This is a genomic window from Streptomyces venezuelae, assembly GCF_008642335.1.
GTDB classification, from domain to species: Bacteria; Actinomycetota; Actinomycetes; order Streptomycetales; family Streptomycetaceae; genus Streptomyces; species Streptomyces venezuelae_F.
In genome coordinates this window covers 4,306,317-4,322,304 of record NZ_CP029191.1, presented here as the reverse complement: position 1 = coordinate 4,322,304, position 15,988 = coordinate 4,306,317, and the positions used below count along the sequence as shown (strand labels likewise).

Genomic DNA, 15,988 nt, shown 5'->3' with positions numbered 1-15,988 from the left:
GGCACAAGCCAGGCTCAGAACGATCGGTGGTGTCAGCCGCCTTCGCGAGCAGTGGGCCGATGACCTGCCAGGACGCTGCGTGGTTGGTTCGCTACTGCGATGAGATCCTGCCAGTTGCGGGTCCCGCAGAGGAGGCACCGGATCCGTCCGGACTCCTTCGCCGCAGGTCAGCCGTATAAAGTGAGTTTTCCGGTCCGGATGACCAAGTGCGGCGGAAGTAAGGGGTGGAGGCCTTGAGTTCCGACTCAGGGGCACGCACGAGCTTCGCGGAACGTCTCGCGCTGCTGTACAAGGAAGCCGGCAACCCGCCCCTCAAGCGCGTGGCCGAAGCGGTCGTCCGCCTCCAGCGGGTCGACGAGCGCGGGCGACCCGTACGCGTGTCCGCCCAGCGGATCAGCGACTGGCGGAGGGCCAAGAACGTACCGGCCCAGTTCGCCGCCCTCGCCGCGGTCCTGCACGTCCTGATCCCCGAAGCGCGCCGCGAGCGGCCCGCACCCGTCTCCCCCGGTCTCTACGACATGGCCCAGTGGCACCGCCTCTGGGAGCTCGCCGTCGCCGACCCCGTCGGCGAGCGGGCAGCGGGAGTCGCCGGTCCCGACGGAACCCCGGACAGGGGGGAGGCGTCAGGGAGCGGGGAGGGGGGCAGTCCTGGTGCGGGTGGGGTTCCTGGTGTCTGTCCTTACCGTGGGCTCGCCTCCTATCGGTCTCAGGACGCCCAGTGGTTCTTCGGGCGCGAGCGGAGCACCGACGCTCTCGTCGCCCAGCTCCGCGCCGCCTCGTCGGGCGGGCTCGTCATGCTCGTGGGCGCGTCGGGCGCCGGGAAGTCCTCCCTTCTCAACGCCGGTCTCGTGCCGACCCTTCAGGGGGGTGCCTCGCTGGCCCAGGAAGCGGGCAACGCGTGGGTCGCCGGGCCCGTTCTTCAGCTCGTGCCCGGTGCCGATCCCCTCACCGAGCTCACCCGGAACATCCCCGAGCTCGCCCGCGTCCTGCCCGCCGCGGAGGACGCGCCGGGCGCCGGGGTGGACGAGCCGGGGGTCGCGATCGACGACCGTGCTCGTGCGTGTGCACAGAGCGTGCGGGAAGCCATCACCGCTTGGGGCGAGCGGGAGGCCGGTGCGGGAGCGGGGGAGCGCTCCGTCGCCGAGGAGGCCGGGAGGGCCGAGAAGGCTCAGGGGGCTCAGGGGGCTCAGGGGGCTCAGGAGGGCGTAGACGCCGTCCGTGCCGTACATGCCGTACACGCCGAGACCGAGGCGCCAGGGTCCGTAGACCGTGGCCGGCCGGTCCGTCGGCCCGTCATCATCGTCGATCAGTTCGAGGAGACCTTCACCCTCTGCCCGGACGAAGCCGACCGGCGGGCCTTCATCCGGGTTCTGCATGCCGCCTGTTCGCCCGGTGTGGGCGAGGCTCACGCTCCGGCCCTCGTCGTCCTCGGGATACGGGCCGATTTCTACGAGGAGTGCCTCAGCTATCCCGAGCTGGCCGACGCGCTGCAGCACCGGCACATGGTGCTCGGGCCGCTGACGACGTCGGAGCTGCGCAAGGCGGTCACCGGGCCCGCCAAGGCCGTGGGGCTCGAACTGGAGCCGGGGCTCGCCGAGCTGATCGTGCGGGAGGTGAGCACGGACGGGCCCCGCGGGGCGCACGACGCGGGTGTGCTGCCGTTGTTGTCGCACGCGCTGCTCGCCACCTGGCAGCGGCGGAAGACGGGGCGGCTGACGCTGGCCGGGTACCGGGCGGCGGGCGGTATCCAGGGTGCCGTCGCGGCGACCGCCGAGCGTGCCTGGTCCGGGCTCGACCCGGCGGCGCGGACGGCGGCGCGGCTGCTCCTGCTGCGGCTCGTGCGGCTCGGCGAGGACACCCAGGCCACCCGGCGAAGGGGTACGCGTCGGCAGTTGGCGGAGGAGTCGACCGATCCGCACAAGACGGAGGAGTCCCTCGAGGCGCTGGTCCGCGCCCGGCTCGTGACCCTCGACGCGGAGACCGTGGAGATCACCCACGAGGCGCTGCTGCACGCCTGGCCGCGCCTGCGCGACTGGATCGACGAGGACAGGAACGACCACCTGCTGCGGCAGCGTCTCGAAGAGGACGGCAAGTCCTGGGAGGACTCCGATCGGGACTCGTCGCTCCTCTATCGGGGGTCTCGGCTCGAGCAGGCCCGTGAATGGGCCCGGACTGCCGGGGACACGTATCTGACCAAGGGCGCCATGGAGTTCCTGGCCGCCTCCGCGCGGCTGCGCAGGCGCATGGTGTGGATCAGCCGGGGCGCGGTGGCGACCCTGGTCGTCCTCGCGATGGTCGCCGTCGTGTCCGCGGTCGTCGCCCGGCAGCAGCGGGACGACGCGGTCTTCGAGCAGGTGGTCGCCGAGGCCGACCGCGCCCAGCACACCGACCCGTCCCTGTCCGCCCAGCTCGACCTGGTGGCGCACCGGCTGCGGCCCGGCGACGAGGGCACCAAAAACCGGCTGATCTCGATCGTGAACGCGCCGCTCGCCACCCCGCTCCTCGGCCACAAGGGCGCCGTCTACCTCACCTCGTTCAGCCCGAACGGGCGGCTCCTCGCGACGGCCAGTTACGACCGGACCGTACGCCTGTGGGACCTCTCCGACCCGACGCGCCCCGAACCGCTGGGCAAGCCCCTGACCGGGCACAAGAGCTGGGTGAGCACCGCGGTCTTCAGCCCGGACGGCAACACCCTGGCCAGCGCGTCGGACGACGGCACGATCCGGCTGTGGAACGTACGGGACCCGCGGCATCCGCGGCTCCTCGGCAGTCCCGTGACCGGGCAGGGCGGGGCCATCTACCTGCTCGCCTTCAGTCCGGACGGGAAGACGCTCGCCGCCGCCAACGAGGACAAGGCCGTCCGCCTGTGGGACGTGGACGAGCCGCGCGAGCCGAAGCGGATCGCCACGCTGACCGGGCACACCCAGGCCGTGCGTTCGGTGGCGTTCAGCCATGACGGGAGGACCCTCGCGGCCGGCGGGGACGACGGCACGATCCGGCTGTGGAGCACGGACGATCCGGAGCGGCCCGAGCCCGTCGGCAGGGTGCTGCGCGGGCATTCGACCACCGTGCACTCCGTGGCCTTCAGCCCCGACGACGCCACCCTCGCGAGCGGGGGCGCCGACAACACGATCCGGCTCTGGGACGTCTCCGACCCGGAGCACGGCAGAGCGCTCGGGACGCCGCTCACCGGGCACACCGGCCCGCTCTGGTCGGTCGCGTTCAACCCGGCGGGCACCATGCTCGCCGCCGCGAGCGCGGACAGCACGGCGAGCCTGTGGAACGTCCGCGACCCGTCGCATCCTTCGCAGGTCGGTGAGTCGCTGTCGGGCAGCAGCGGGGAGATGTACGCCCTGGGGTTCAGCCCCGACGGACGGTTCCTCGCCACCGGGAGCGGCGACAACAAGGTCCGTCTCTGGTCGGTCTCCACGGGGGACATGCTCGGCCGGATAGGGGCGTTCCGGCCCGACGGGAAGGTGCTGGCGACAGCCTCTCGGGACGAGAAGGTGCGGCTGTGGAACGTGGAGCGGCCCGAACGGCCCACTCCGCTCGGCAAGCCGTTCCGGCCCGGGGAGGGCAACGTCCGGGCGCCGGTGTTCTCGCCGGACGGCCGTACGCTCGCCGTGCTCACGGGCAACCGCGCGGTGCAGCTGTGGAACGTCGCCGACCCGAAGCACCCCGTCCCCTACGGGCCGCCCGTCCGGCTGCGCACCCGGTTCGCGGCCGCGCTCGCCTTCAGCAGGGACGGCCGCACCCTCGCGACCCCCTACACCGACCGCACCATCCAGCTCTGGGACGTCACCTCGCCCACCAGCCCGCACAGGCTCGGCGAGCCGCTCACCGGACATCAGGGGTACGTCAACTCCCTCACGTTCGGGAAGGACGGGCGCACGCTGGTCAGCGGCAGCGCGGACGGCACCGTACGGCTGTGGAACGTGACCGATCCGCGGCGGGCCGCACCCTTCCAGGCGCCCCTACGGGGTCATCAGGGTCCCGTCAACACCGTCGTCTACAGCCCGGACGGGCGCACGCTCGCGAGCGGCAGCGACGACGGCACGGTGCGGCTTTGGGACATCGCCGACCCGCGCGAACCGGTCCGGCTCGACGCCTCACTCGCGGGCCACACCGACGCGGTCGTGTCGCTGACGTTCAGCAAGGACGGCCACACCCTGGCGACGGGCGGCAACGACAACACGGTGCGGCTCTGGAACGTCGCCGACCCCACGGACACGTCCCCCATCGGCCAGTCGATGAGCCCCAACACCAAGATGGGCAGCTTCCTGTCGTTCAGCCCGCAGAGCGGCATGCTGGGGGTCGCGAGCGGCACGGATACCGTCCGGTTGTGGAACTTGGACACCGACGAAGCGGTTAAGCGTATTTGCTCGACCACCCGGGGTGTTCTCACGCGGGAGAAATGGGATGAGTATCTGCCCCGGCTCTCGTACGAACCGCCGTGCGACGAGTAACGGGGCGCCGTGCGACGAGTAACAGACGGGCGTCACACGGGCCTTTTCGGCCAGAAGCCTGCCCGTTCGGGCACGCCGTCCGCCTTCTGGACCACTCGGCGGCGTACGTGATCCCGATCACAACTCCATACTTTATTAGCGGAGTTGACTCCCACTATGCATTCGACCTTGTTACTGTTGGAACAGAGCCCGATCGCTGGTGCATCCCCCGTCGCCAGCGATCGGGCCCTTCCATTTGCGCCGACGCTTTTACCTTTTAGGCAAGAGATCGTTTCGTAGGGAAACTTTCCGCTCGTGGTCGCCTGCCGCGGTCATCAACTCCTCTTGAGGAGTCGTAGGGTGTGGGCCGGTCCCGACGGACCGGTCCCCGACGACGGATGGTGAGCGCGGTGCCGAAGGCATACGAGCAGATAGCGGACGACATCCGCCGCTCCATCCGCACGGGCCTGCTGCGGCCCGGCGAGCGACTGCCCGCCGAGACGAAGCTCGCCGAGCAGTACCGGCGCAGCGTCCCGACGCTCCGCGACGCGCTCCGCCTCCTGCGGGAGGAAGGACTCATCGAGAAGGAGCACGGGCGCGGCAACTTCGTCCGCAGGCCGCGCGCCTGCGTCGTCCGCGACAACTCCCGCCACCAGTGGGAGAAGAACCGCGTGCACCAGCCGGAAGAGCGCAGGGCGCGCACCGGCGCCACCGAGCACGACACCGCACTCGAACTCCAGGACCTCGTCTTCCACGCGGCGTACCGCGAGGTCCGCGCGGACGCGCAGCTCGCGTCCGCCTTCGCCGTCCCGGAGGGGACACCCCTGATCGAGCGCTCCTACCGGACGCGGTACGCCGCCGAGGACGCGCCCTTCAACCTGGCCACCTCCTACCTGGTGCGCGACCTGGTCGCCGGGAACCCGGACCTCCTGGACGACACCAAGGAGCCGTGGCCCGGCGGCACGCAGAACCAGCTGTCCACCGTCGGCATCGAGCTGGACCGCGTCGAGGAGCGGATCACCGCCCGGCCGCCCACGCCGGAGGAGGCCGCGGAGCTGGAGCTGCCGCCCGGCACGTCCGTGCTGCTGCTCCGCAAGACGTCGTACGACACGGAGGGCCGCGTCGTCGAGGTCGCCGACGTCACCCTGCCCGGCGACCGCACGGAAGCCGTCTTCACCACTCCCCTGGAAAGGTGGTGAGTGCCGTGCGCCGGCGCATCATCATCGTCACCGCCGTCCACGCGCCGTCGGCCCCGTTCCTGGCCGACGCCTACGCGTCGCTGCTCGCGCAGGAGCTGCCCGACGGGTGGGAGTGGCACTGGCTGATCCAGGAGGACGGCAGGACCGACCAGGTCGCGCCGCACGTCCCGGACGACGAGCGCGTCACGTTCCGGCAGGGGCGGCCCGGCGGGCCCGGCGTCGCGCGCACGATGGCGCTCGCGCACGCCGACGGGGAGTACGTGAAGGTCCTGGACGCCGACGACCAGCTCGCCCCCGGCGCGCTGGCCCGCGACCTCGCGGCGCTCGAAGGGGACCCCGCGATCGGCTGGGCCACGTCACGGGTGCTCGACCTGCTGCCCGACGGCTCCACGGTCGGTTTCCCCGGCGACCCCGCACACGGGCCCGTCGAGCGCATGACGGTCATCGACTACTGGTCCGGGCACGACTACCGCGCGCCGGTCCACCCCGCGACGCTCTTCGTCCGCCGCGACCTGCTCGTCGCCCTGGGCGGCTGGATGGCGCTGCCCGCATCGGAGGACACGGGGCTGCTGCTCGCGCTCAACTCCGTCGCGCGCGGCTGGTTCTCGTCCGAGGTGGGGCTGCTCTACCGCAAGTGGGAGGGCCAGGTGACGGGCCAGAGCGCCCACACCGACCCGGCGGAGCGGGACGCGCGCATGGCGGTGGTGGCGGATCGGGCGCGATCGCTCTGCGCGTTGGGGTGGGGCTACCCGTCGTCGGGTGGCTGACGTCACGCGTCACGCTCCCGGCGGGTGGGGGGCGGTCCTATCCCGCCGCTTCGCGGCGGATCACACCCACCCACCCGTTCACCCCGCGCCGCAGAGTGGGCGCAGAAAAGCCTCAGAGCGTCTCCGCGTCCACCCTGGAGAACACCAACTCCGTCTCCCCCGTGATCGGCTCGCGCCACCGCACCGGGGGCGCGGGGCGGCGGATCGCGGCCGGGTAGGTGTCGGGCGCGTACTCGTTGATCAGCCGGTACGCGTGGAAGCCCGCCTCGCGCATCGTCTTCATCAGCTCGTCCACCGAGTCGCCGAGCTGCTCCATGCGGTCCGGCGTCACCTCCACGGCGATCTCCACGTCCTCGCGGAGGCTGCCCAGCGCGGGAGCGAGGCCGCGGACGACGCCGCCCTCCGCCCCCTCCACGTCGATCTTGATCACGCGCGCGCGGGCGAGCTCGTCGGGCTCCAGGAGCTCGGGCAGCGGCACGGCGTCCGACTCGAAGGTGGACTCGGCGGGTCCGTCGTACGGGACGATGCTGTTCGCGCCCATGTTGTTCGAGCTGGCGAGGATGAACGTGAGCCGCTTGTGCGCGTCCGAGACGGCCGCGTTGACCGCGCGGATGTTGGAGCACGCGTTCAGGTCGGCGTGCAGCAGCACCCGCTCGTGGAACGCGGGCGACGCCTCGATCGCCACGACCCGCCCCTCCGGGCCCACGAGCCCGGCCCCGAGGACGGCGAAGTAGCCCACGTTCGCGCCGACGTCGACGAAGACGTCCCCGGGCCCGAGGCGCCCGCGCAGCCACCGCGTCATGTGCGGCTCCCAGGCGCCGAACAGGTACACGTACCGCTGGATGAGGTCCTGCGTGTCGACGGCGAACCGGTTGCCGTACCGGTCGGCGACGACGCGGCGGCGCGGGTGCTCGCGGAGGCGCGGGTTCAGGAACCGGGCGGCCAGCGCCGCCTTGCCGACGGTGCCGGGGGCGTCACGCACGTACCGCCGCCCGAGCGTGACCATCGTCTCCGAAAGGGGGGTGCTCATTCGATCGCCTCTCCGTCGCGCGCCTCCGCGGCGGTCGCTGTCGCGGTCGAATGAACCGTATCGGCCCCTCCCCCGCCCCCTACCGCCCGGCCCGGTCGAACGGCAGGTCCAGCATGCGGATCGCGTTGCCGCGCAGCAGCTTGTACGCGATCTCCTCCGGGAGATGGCCCACGTGCTCGGCGGCGACCTCCTTGGTGTGCGGCCACGTGGAGTCGACGTGCGGGTAGTCCGTCTCGAAGGTGGCGTTGTCGACGCCGACGGTCTCGATCGCCTCGATGCCGTGCTTGTCGCGGAAGAAGCAGCAGAAGATCTGCCGGTAGTAGTACGTCGACGGGGGCTCCGGGATCAGGTCCTTCACGCCGCCCCACGCCCGGTGCTCCTCCCACACGTCGTCGGCGCGCTCCAGGGCGTACGGGATCCAGCCCATCTGGCCCTCGCTGTAGGCGAGTTTGAGCCGCGGGAACTTCACCAGGACGCCGCTGAAGAGGAAGTCCATCATCGACGCCATCGCGTTGTTGAAGGAGAGCGAGGCCTGGACCGCGGGCGGCGCGTCGGGTGAGGCGGCCGGCATCTGCGACGACGAGCCGATGTGCATGTTCACGACGGTCCCGGTCTCCTCGCAGGCCGCGAAGAAGGGGTCCCAGTACCCCGAGTGGATCGACGGCAGACCCAGGTACGTCGGGATCTCGCTGAACGTGACGGCCCGCACCCCGCGCGCGGCGTTCCGTCTGATCTCCGCGACGGCGAGGTCCACGTCCCAGAGCGGGATCAGGCAGAGCGGGATCAGCCGGCCGCCGCTGTCGCCGCACCACTCCTCGACCATCCAGTCGTTGTAGGCGCGGACGCAGGCGAGGCCGACCTCCTTGTCCTTGGCCTCGGAGAACGTCTGGCCGCAGAAGCGGGGGAAGGTCGGGAAGCAGAGGGAGGCCTCGACGTGGTTGATGTCCATGTCCGCGAGGCGGGCCTTGGGGTCCCAGCAGCCTTTGCGCATCTGCTCGCGGGTGATGCCGTCCAGCGTCATCTCGTCGCGCGAGAAGCCGACGGCGGCGATGATGCGCTTGTACGGGAAGATGCTGCCCTCGTACTCCCACCAGTCGGTGATCTGTCCCGCCGGGTCGGTCGTGAACCGGTACTTGCCACCGACGTACTCCAGCTCGCCGATGCCCGCGGTGAAGGGCTTGGGACCCCGGTCGCGGTACTTGGCGGGGAGCCATGTCTCGAAGAGGTGCGCGGGCTCGATCACGTGGTCGTCCACGCTGATGACCCGGGGGAGTTCCTTGGTGCCGTCCTCGCTGCTGACCACTGTTGTGCCCCCTACTGATCTGACGATCCATCAGATTTGGCGTCGGATCGAGGTTATGGGCTCGCCCCTTCGGCGGCAAGCGTCCGCCCGCAACTCGGCCCCTTGCGCGTCGCGGCCCGATCCGCTGAACTGACGCCCCGTCAGGTTGGCTTGGGAGGATGCGCGATGCAGACGATCTGGCTCGGCGGAGCCGAGTGGGTGGCCGTACTCCGGATCGGGATCGGCCTGTGGTGGCTGGAGAGCTGGCGCCACAAGGACAAGAAGACGTGGTTCGGCGGCGGTGGGATCGGATGGGCCGCGGGCATCGCCGAGAAACACCGGTGGTCCGCGGTGCGCGAGGGCTTCAACGTGGTGGTGAAGCCGCGGCCGCGCGTGATGGCGTACGTCGTCGCCTACGCCGAACTGGCCCTCGGGCTCGGCCTGATCGTCGGCTTCCTCACCCCGGTGGCCCTGGTCTGCGGGTTCGTCCTCAACCTCGTCTACCTCGTCCTGATGATCCACGACTGGGCCGAGCAGGGGCAGAACCTGATGATGGCGCTCGCCTCGTTCGTCGCCTTCTTCGCGATGAGCTGGCAGACGTGGTCGCTGGACGACGCGCTGGGGATCTTCCTCTGACCGTTCCGCCGAACTACTCGCATACGTCTGGCCAGTTGCGGCCCGACCTGTCACCCTGCCGCACATCCCGCACGAACCGCCCGCGGACAGGGAGACGGCCATGACGGAACGCAGCCACGCCGCACGTGCCAAGAGCGCGGCCCTCCGCGCCGCCTCGGTCTGTCACCACGTCGAGCGGCACGAGGCACCGGAGCACGTCGTCTGGAAGGCGGCGCACGCGGCCCGCGTGTCCCTCCAGGCCCTCGCCGTCCTCTCGGAGTCCGCCCCAGACCCGGCGGCGGACTCGCGCTGCGCCCGCAACGCGGCGGCGGCCGCGGCCCAGGCCGCGCAGATGGGACAGCAGCACGACGGCGACAGCGACCTCGCCGTCGCCGCCTGCCGTGCCGCGCTCGGGGCGTCGCAGGCCGCGGCGGCCGCGGCGGGGCGGGAGGGGCTCGGCGCGGACGAGGCCCTGAACGCCGCCGCCGACGCGGCCGAGTCGGCGGCCGTCGCGGCCGCCGAGCGCGCGGGATGGATGCGGCCCGGGCAGCGGCTCCCCGAGATGTCGACCGGTATGCGCAGCCCCGAGCTGATGTCGATGATGCACTTCTGACGGGCGTACGCGCGTCGCTCGGACGGTGGAATTGCCCGGGTTACTAACGATGTCGGGCGCACCTTCCCGCGCTCTGTGCCGTTTGAAGGACCATGAACACCTCGAAGCGCATGCTCACCGCTCTGACCCTGACGGCGGCGGCCGCCGCCTCCGTCGCCGCTGCCGCCCCCGCCCAGGCCGCCCCCATCCCCGGCGAGAACGCGCGCCGCAGCGTGGGCCACGTCGTCGGCGAGACCCTGATGGACCCGGCCGAGACGGGCCGGGACATGCTGGACGCGGGCAAGACGGGCCTGACGGTGATCGAGACCGGCATGAAGTCCGTGCGGACCAGCTCGCGGAACATCAACAGCTAGGGCCTGTGCCGAAAGACCCGTGTGCGGAGCACCGGCGCCGACGGACGCGACACCGTCGGCGCCGGTGCTTTTCCGTGTGCGCGCTCAGGACAGGGGCGGCGGGCCGGAGGAAAATGGGAGCGTGCTGACCGTCCTGGTGCTGGTCGGGCGGGAGCGGGCGACGGAGCTGATCTCCCGGATCGAGAGCATCCCCGAGGTGTGCGTCCTCTCCCACACCCATGACACCTCTCTGGCCCTCGCCCGGGCCAGGGTGCTGCTGCCGGACGCGCTGGTCATCGACGCGAGCGCCCCCTCCGCGAACGCGGACGCGGTCGTCCACCGGGCGCGCGGCCTCGGCCTGCCGAGCGAGCTGATCGTGCACGCGGACGACCGTCACCCGCCGGACGGCCTGGTCCGCACGCTCACCCGACTGGCCCGCGACCAGCACCCCGTCTAGACACAGGCCCTAGGCGCCGGGAGTGCGGCGGCTCTGCAGAGTGCGGGCGAGGCGCGGGCCGAGGCGCTGTTTCAGCCGGCGCAGGGTCTGGAGGCGGCCGAGGGTCCGGTCGACGTGGAAGTACAGCTGCGGCGGCACGTAGGGCAGCAGGGGCGAGTGGCGCTGGCCGAGCAGGGCGAACATCTGGTGCGGCGCGAGTCCCATGTAGCGCGGCAGGTTCTCGTACCACTGGGCGCTGTGCCGTGCGGCACTCTGCACCGAGAGCAGGGCCTGTCTGCGCTCCTGTTCGTACGCGGCGAGGGCGGCGGGCAGCTCCCGCGGCTCGGCGACGGAGCCCACCGCGCGGGCCAGGCTCATCGCGTCGCGCAGGGCGAGGGTGGTGCCGGCCCCGATGGAGTAGTGCGTGGTGTGGGCGGCGTCGCCGATGAGCGCGAGGTTGCCGTGGGACCAGGACGTGTTCGTGACGGTCGGGAAGGCCTGCCACTGGGCGTGGCTCTCGATGTCCTTGCGGCCGAGGAGCTCATGGCCGGCGAGCAGGTCGGCGAAGAGTTTCTCCAGCAGGCGCAGGGCCTCCGCGTGGCCGAGCCGGTCGAAGCCGAGGGCCGCCCAGGTCGTGGCGGAGCACTCGACGACGCAGGTGCTGTGCTCGTCGCTGAAGCCGTACGCGTAGCACCAGATCCAGCCGTGTCCGGTCTCGACGAAGGCGAACGTGAACGCCGTGAAGACGCGGGTGGTGCCGAGCCAGATGAAGCGGTTGGCGCCGGTGGTCACACGCGTGCCGAACTCGGCGGCGTGTTCCGTGCGGAGCCCGCTGTGCGCCCCGTCGCCCGCGACGACGAGGTCCGCTTCGGGCAGGTCCGCGCGGCCGCCGATCTCCTTGCCGAACTCCAGGCGCACGCCCAGGGAGCGGGCCCGGTCGGCGAGGATCGTACGCAGCCGGTGGCGGCCGATCGCATGGCCGAGGTCGCCGTCCTGCGCGGTGGTGCGGTCGCCGACGTACGCGAATCCGCCACGCCAGCACACCGACTGCTCCTCGATGAGGCGGGCCGACTCGGGGTCGTGGGCGTGCAGGTCCGCCAGCAGGTCGGGCCAGTACGTCACGCCCCAGCCGTAGCTGGTGCCGGCCGCGTGCCGCTCGTGGACCGTGACCTCGTGAGCCGGATCCCGGAGTTTGGCGAGGATGGCCAGGTACAGGGAGGCGGGCCCTCCACCGACACAATCGATCTTCACGCGCGCTCCTGTGTGGTCTTCGGGAGGAGCCTCAACGTAAGGGGCGGCGGCACGTGCGGAGTGAGCCACGCTGCGGGGCACACGGATGAAACGTCTTTCCTGACGTCAGACGGGTACGGGTCTCGGCCGTGACGTGTCCGGTGGGCTGACGTCTCCCCGCCGGTCCTGTATACCCGCAGAGAGCAGATCGTCGGTTCCGCACAAGCTGTCGCCCCGGAGGTGTGAGGGGTATGTCGCCACACCGTCTGTCCATCGCGGGCCTCGCGCACTCCGACGTCTGCGCCGTGCTGCGGCTCAGCGGCGAACTCGACCGGGCGTCCGAGAAGTTCTTCATGGACACACTGGCCGTCGCGGTCGACGCGGGCCGGCGCCACATCGTCCTCGACGTGACCGCCCTGACGTTCTGCGACTCGCGCGGCCTGAACTGCCTGCTCGCCCTCCACTGGCTCCTGCGGCGCAGAGCGGGCGCCCTGATGCTCGCGGGTGTGGGCCGGCGCCTCGCCGCGCTGCTCGAACACAGCGGCAGCGCGGCCCTGTTCTCGTCGCACACCTCGGTCGGCCAGGCCCTGCGCTCCCTGCCGGAACCTGCCCGTCCGCACTGGCCGCCGCCCGCGGACCGGAGTTCGGACGAGGGCGTGTCCAGGCCCTAGCGGGTTCAGGACCTCGCGAACGTACGCCAGGCGGCGCACCCCGAGATGCGATCAGGGCCCGGCACCAGTGTGCTGACGGACATGAAAGACGACATAGCGAGCCCTGCGGAAGCGACCACCACCCGGCGCCGCGCTCTGGGAGCCGCCGTGGCACTACTGGCCGGCGGGGCGGTACCGCTGACGGCGACGCGGGCCGCGGCCCGTGCGGACGGTGCGCCGTCGGACGCGTCGGACCACGTCTGTGCCGGTGAGTACGATCCCGGGTTCGAGGCCACCCTGGCGGCGGCGGACGACCGCCTCGGGGCGGAGGAGATGCGGGGCATCCCGGAAGGGCCGCCGCAGCAGTACGCGTTGCCGCTGCGCCGCGGGTTCAGGGTCACCGCGCGCTACGGCATCCGCGGCGACTGGCTGGCCGGCCACCACACGGGCATCGACCTGGCCGTTCCGCAGGGGACACCCGTGTACGCCGTGGGGTCGGGCGTCGTGCTCGTGGCGCGGTGGTCGGGCGCGTACGGCAACGCCGTGACGGTACGGATGCCGGACGGGCACTACGCCCTCGTGGCGCACCTGTCGAGCATCGCGGTCCGTGAGGGCGCGCGGATCGGCGCCGGGACCTTCCTCGGCAGGAGCGGCGCCACCGGACGTGCCACGGGCCCGCACCTCCATCTGGAGGTGCGGGCCCGTCGCGAATACGGATCGGACATCAATCCGGTGAGTTACCTGGCCAAGCGCGGAGTGCGGCTCCTGTGACGGTGCCGATGCCGGTCGTGGTGATGGTGACGGACGGCGTCACTGCACCAGGTTCGTGACGGGGGCCACCTGGTCCGTGAGCTGGTGCAGCTGGCTCAGGTCGTTCAGCCGGTTGAGGCCGGCGAGCTGGTTCGCGAGCCTCGGCATCTGGGCGCGCTGCTCCTCGGGAATGCCGGTCGCCGCGATGTCGTCGATGGTGCTGAGCAGCGAGATCTTGCCCTCGTCGGAGGCGGGGGCGGGGGCCGCCTGCGCGGCCGGCGCGGCCAGGGCCGCCGCTCCGGCGGCCAGCGAGACGGCGGCGATGAGTCGTCGTGCTGATGTCATGTCCTCAAAACCTGTCGGGCGGCGCGAAGGTCACGGGTTCGCCGCCGCCCTCACTCGGGAAGCTCATCCGACCGCGCCGGGTACACGCGGTGCGCCCGGCCGCAGCCGTCGACCACCCGCCCGGACTACTTGTCCCACAGCAGGTCATCGCCCACGTCACCCCAGGTCACAGTCGTACGCGCCTGTTGTCGTTCACACGTGCGGACGTAGCACGGATCGTCTGACCGCGCGCGGACGCCGTCGATCCGGTCCAGCTTGGGTCTGCGCGCGGCACATCCGTGCCTGCGCGCACCCGTTCCTCGAAAGGAAAGTCTGATGCGCAGCTTCGCCAAGGCCGCGGCGGTCGTCGCCCTCTCCGCCCCCCTCGTGCTCGGCGGTGCGGGCCTCGCCTCCGCCGCCCCGGACGACGACGGCCCGGCCTACGAGAAGTCCGTCCACTGGGCCAACGCGAACGGCGGTTCGTGCACCAAGATCGTCAGCGGCTTCAAGAACGGCAAGGCCTACTTCTACAAGGTGACCCGCACCGCGGGCCCGAACGGTGCCTGGGGCAGCGGCACCGGTTCGCACTCCTGACGCAGGTGCGGGGCCCCCGGCCCGTGTGCTGAGTCTGCGTGGCAACGAGAGACGGCGTGTGTCGCCCACGGCGGCACACGCCGTGGCCTCCCGGTCCGCGCTGCGGGCCGCGGTGCCGTGTGCGCTGCCGACGGCGGTCGCACTGGGCGGCATGACTCCCGCTCAGGCGGTCGACAGTTCGTCCGGCGCGACGAAGACGGCACGCTGACCCGACGGAGCGTCACCCGCCACACCTCTGCCCCTCGTCACCCCTTCAGTGCACGCGGGATGAATCCCCGGGACAGCTGAGTGACGCGCTGTCACCACAGGTCAGCGCAGGGTGACGGAGGTGATCCGATGATCGTGCCACGGTCCCCCGGGACATCTCGGCAGGCATATCCGTGCGGACCTGCACACGGTGGTGTCGGCAGGGCACAGCGAGCGCGCCCTGACCGTGGCCGGCAGGGAACCTCCTGACTCCCCGTCCTCGGGATCCCGGCCACTCCGATGCTCGCGTCAATCGAAGGGAATGCGTCACATGCGCAAGCTTGCCAAGGCGATCGCTGTCGGAGCTGTTGTCGTCCCGGTCGTCCTCGGTGGTGCCACCGTCGCGTCCGCCGACTCCGGCCCGGGCTACGGGAAGGCGGACAACTCCGCGACCATCTACGGCGGTTCGTCGTCCAAGACTCTGAGCGGCTTCATGGACGGGAAGGCCTACTTCGTGAAGGTCTCGAAGACCGCCAACTCCACCGGTGCCACGGGTAACGCGACCGGTTCGCATTCCTGACCCGGCGGCTCCCCTGGAGCCGTAGGGCAGCAGGCCCCGAGGAGCTCCTCCTCGGGGCCCGCCGGTGCGACCCGCTCCCCGCACCCGCACCTCTCGCCCCCACGCACCCCGCAGCACCTGCCCGAAACGGAGTTCCGATGCCCGCCCCCCGCACCCTGCTGAGCACCATGGCCCTCGCCGTCGCCTGCCTCGCCGCCGGGACCGCCACGACGGCCACCGCCCTGACCGGCCACGAGGCGCAGCCCGAAGCCGCCCCTGCCGCCGCCTCGCCCGCCCCCGCCGCGCCGTCCGCCTCCGCTCCCCCGGCCTTCACGCGGACCGACAGCACCCGCACGGCCTCCGCCATCACCGAACTCTCGGCCGAGGAGATCAGCACGGGAAGGACGGCGCGCGTGAAGGTCACCGGGCGGCTCGTCGAGGGCTCCACGCTCACCTTCCCGCTGGCCCGGATCCCGCTGACCGTCCAGGTCACCGACACGACGGCCGGCACGCCCGCCCGCTGTCACGCCCGCACCACCAACCGCGGCACCTTCAGCTGCTCGGTCGCCGTGACGGCGGGCTCCTCGCGCTCGGTGAAGGCCGCCTTCGCGGGCAACGAGCTGTTCGCCCCGAGCACCTCGACCACCAGCATCGGCTCCACGGACGAGGCCGCGCTGCCCGCCGCCCCGCTGCTCCCCTCGACCACCACCCCCGCCCCGGCCGCAACGTCCGCCACATCCGCCACATCCACCAAGGCCCCCGCGGCCAAGACGACGGTCCCCCGCACCTCCGCGACGGACGAACCCACCGCACCCGCGACGCCCACGCCCCCGGAACTCCCGACCACCCCGGCGAATGCCTCCCCGAAGCACGCCAAGTTCACCGACACCACCGTCTGGGACTGACAAGGGCCAATACTTTGAGCTGATCGGGTTGGATGACTGAATCACTCACTCGGCACGGCCGGGGCACTTCC

The 15,988-nt window shown here is 71.7% G+C and carries 16 protein-coding genes; 12 read left to right on the top strand and 4 right to left on the bottom strand.

What is annotated here, in order from left to right; translation table 11 throughout:
- Nucleotides 1-224 precede the first annotated feature (224 nt).
- The 3 genes from DEJ49_RS19575 to DEJ49_RS19565 all read left to right on the top strand — a co-directional run bounded on the left by DEJ49_RS19575 (nt 225) and on the right by DEJ49_RS19565 (nt 6,411).
- Complete coding sequence (locus tag DEJ49_RS19575; RefSeq protein ID WP_223832899.1) at nt 225-4,466, top strand: WD40 repeat domain-containing protein; 4,242 nt, start codon at nt 225-227, stop codon at nt 4,464-4,466.
- 389 nt (nt 4,467-4,855) lie between these two features.
- A complete protein-coding gene (locus DEJ49_RS19570) occupies nt 4,856-5,644 on the top strand; it encodes a GntR family transcriptional regulator (protein ID WP_150185325.1) in 789 nt (262 codons plus the stop codon).
- Nucleotides 5,645-5,649: 5 nt separating this feature from the next.
- Nucleotides 5,650-6,411 (top strand): glycosyltransferase family 2 protein, encoded by a 762-nt coding sequence (locus DEJ49_RS19565; protein ID WP_150185324.1) that lies wholly within the window; start codon nt 5,650-5,652, stop codon nt 6,409-6,411.
- 112 nt (nt 6,412-6,523) lie between these two features.
- On the opposite strand, the gene DEJ49_RS19560 is transcribed toward DEJ49_RS19565, so the two are convergent.
- Together DEJ49_RS19560 and DEJ49_RS19555 are read right to left on the bottom strand one after the other, a co-directional pair.
- On the bottom strand, nt 6,524-7,441 hold the full coding sequence (locus DEJ49_RS19560) for an FkbM family methyltransferase (protein ID WP_150185323.1): 918 nt from the start codon (nt 7,439-7,441) through the stop codon (nt 6,524-6,526).
- Nucleotides 7,442-7,520: 79 nt separating this feature from the next.
- Complete coding sequence (locus DEJ49_RS19555) at nt 7,521-8,744, bottom strand: amidohydrolase family protein (RefSeq protein WP_150185322.1); 1,224 nt, start codon at nt 8,742-8,744, stop codon at nt 7,521-7,523.
- 165 nt (nt 8,745-8,909) lie between these two features.
- Between DEJ49_RS19555 and DEJ49_RS19550 the strand changes: the two genes are divergently transcribed.
- The 4 genes from DEJ49_RS19550 to DEJ49_RS19535 all read left to right on the top strand — a co-directional run bounded on the left by DEJ49_RS19550 (nt 8,910) and on the right by DEJ49_RS19535 (nt 10,740).
- Nucleotides 8,910-9,359 carry a DoxX family membrane protein gene (locus DEJ49_RS19550; protein WP_150185321.1) on the top strand — a complete coding sequence of 150 codons (450 nt, stop codon included), beginning with the start codon at nt 8,910-8,912 and terminating at the stop codon, nt 9,357-9,359.
- Nucleotides 9,360-9,459: 100 nt separating this feature from the next.
- Nucleotides 9,460-9,951, top strand: coding sequence for a hypothetical protein (locus DEJ49_RS19545; protein ID WP_150185320.1), 492 nt, complete (start codon nt 9,460-9,462; stop codon nt 9,949-9,951).
- Nucleotides 9,952-10,043: 92 nt separating this feature from the next.
- Nucleotides 10,044-10,304 (top strand): hypothetical protein, encoded by a 261-nt coding sequence (locus DEJ49_RS19540; protein WP_150185319.1) that lies wholly within the window; start codon nt 10,044-10,046, stop codon nt 10,302-10,304.
- Nucleotides 10,305-10,425: 121 nt separating this feature from the next.
- On the top strand, nt 10,426-10,740 hold the full coding sequence (locus tag DEJ49_RS19535) for a hypothetical protein (protein ID WP_150185318.1): 315 nt from the start codon (nt 10,426-10,428) through the stop codon (nt 10,738-10,740).
- 9 nt (nt 10,741-10,749) lie between these two features.
- Here the strand turns inward: DEJ49_RS19535 and DEJ49_RS19530 are convergent, their stop codons facing one another.
- On the bottom strand, nt 10,750-11,970 hold the full coding sequence (locus DEJ49_RS19530) for an FAD-dependent monooxygenase (RefSeq protein ID WP_150185317.1): 1,221 nt from the start codon (nt 11,968-11,970) through the stop codon (nt 10,750-10,752).
- Nucleotides 11,971-12,200: 230 nt separating this feature from the next.
- Here DEJ49_RS19530 and DEJ49_RS19525 point away from each other — a divergent pair, with 230 nt between their 5' ends.
- Entirely contained in the window at nt 12,201-12,620 is a 420-nt protein-coding gene (locus tag DEJ49_RS19525; protein ID WP_150185316.1) for an STAS domain-containing protein, read from the top strand.
- Nucleotides 12,621-12,701: 81 nt separating this feature from the next.
- A complete protein-coding gene (locus tag DEJ49_RS19520) occupies nt 12,702-13,370 on the top strand; it encodes a M23 family metallopeptidase (RefSeq protein ID WP_150185315.1) in 669 nt (222 codons plus the stop codon).
- Nucleotides 13,371-13,409: 39 nt separating this feature from the next.
- Here the strand turns inward: DEJ49_RS19520 and DEJ49_RS19515 are convergent, their stop codons facing one another.
- A complete protein-coding gene (locus DEJ49_RS19515; RefSeq protein ID WP_150185314.1) occupies nt 13,410-13,694 on the bottom strand; it encodes a hypothetical protein in 285 nt (94 codons plus the stop codon).
- Between the two features lie 315 nt (nt 13,695-14,009).
- On the opposite strand from DEJ49_RS19515, the gene DEJ49_RS19510 reads away from it, so the two are divergent.
- The 3 genes from DEJ49_RS19510 to DEJ49_RS19500 all read left to right on the top strand — a co-directional run bounded on the left by DEJ49_RS19510 (nt 14,010) and on the right by DEJ49_RS19500 (nt 15,917).
- Nucleotides 14,010-14,267 carry a hypothetical protein gene (locus DEJ49_RS19510; RefSeq protein WP_150185313.1) on the top strand — a complete coding sequence of 86 codons (258 nt, stop codon included), beginning with the start codon at nt 14,010-14,012 and terminating at the stop codon, nt 14,265-14,267.
- Between the two features lie 517 nt (nt 14,268-14,784).
- On the top strand, nt 14,785-15,033 hold the full coding sequence (locus DEJ49_RS19505) for a hypothetical protein (RefSeq protein WP_150185312.1): 249 nt from the start codon (nt 14,785-14,787) through the stop codon (nt 15,031-15,033).
- A gap of 137 nt (nt 15,034-15,170) precedes the next feature.
- Nucleotides 15,171-15,917: a hypothetical protein gene (locus DEJ49_RS19500; RefSeq protein ID WP_150185311.1), complete on the top strand. Its 747-nt coding sequence runs from the start codon at nt 15,171-15,173 to the stop codon at nt 15,915-15,917.
- Nucleotides 15,918-15,988 lie beyond the last annotated feature (71 nt).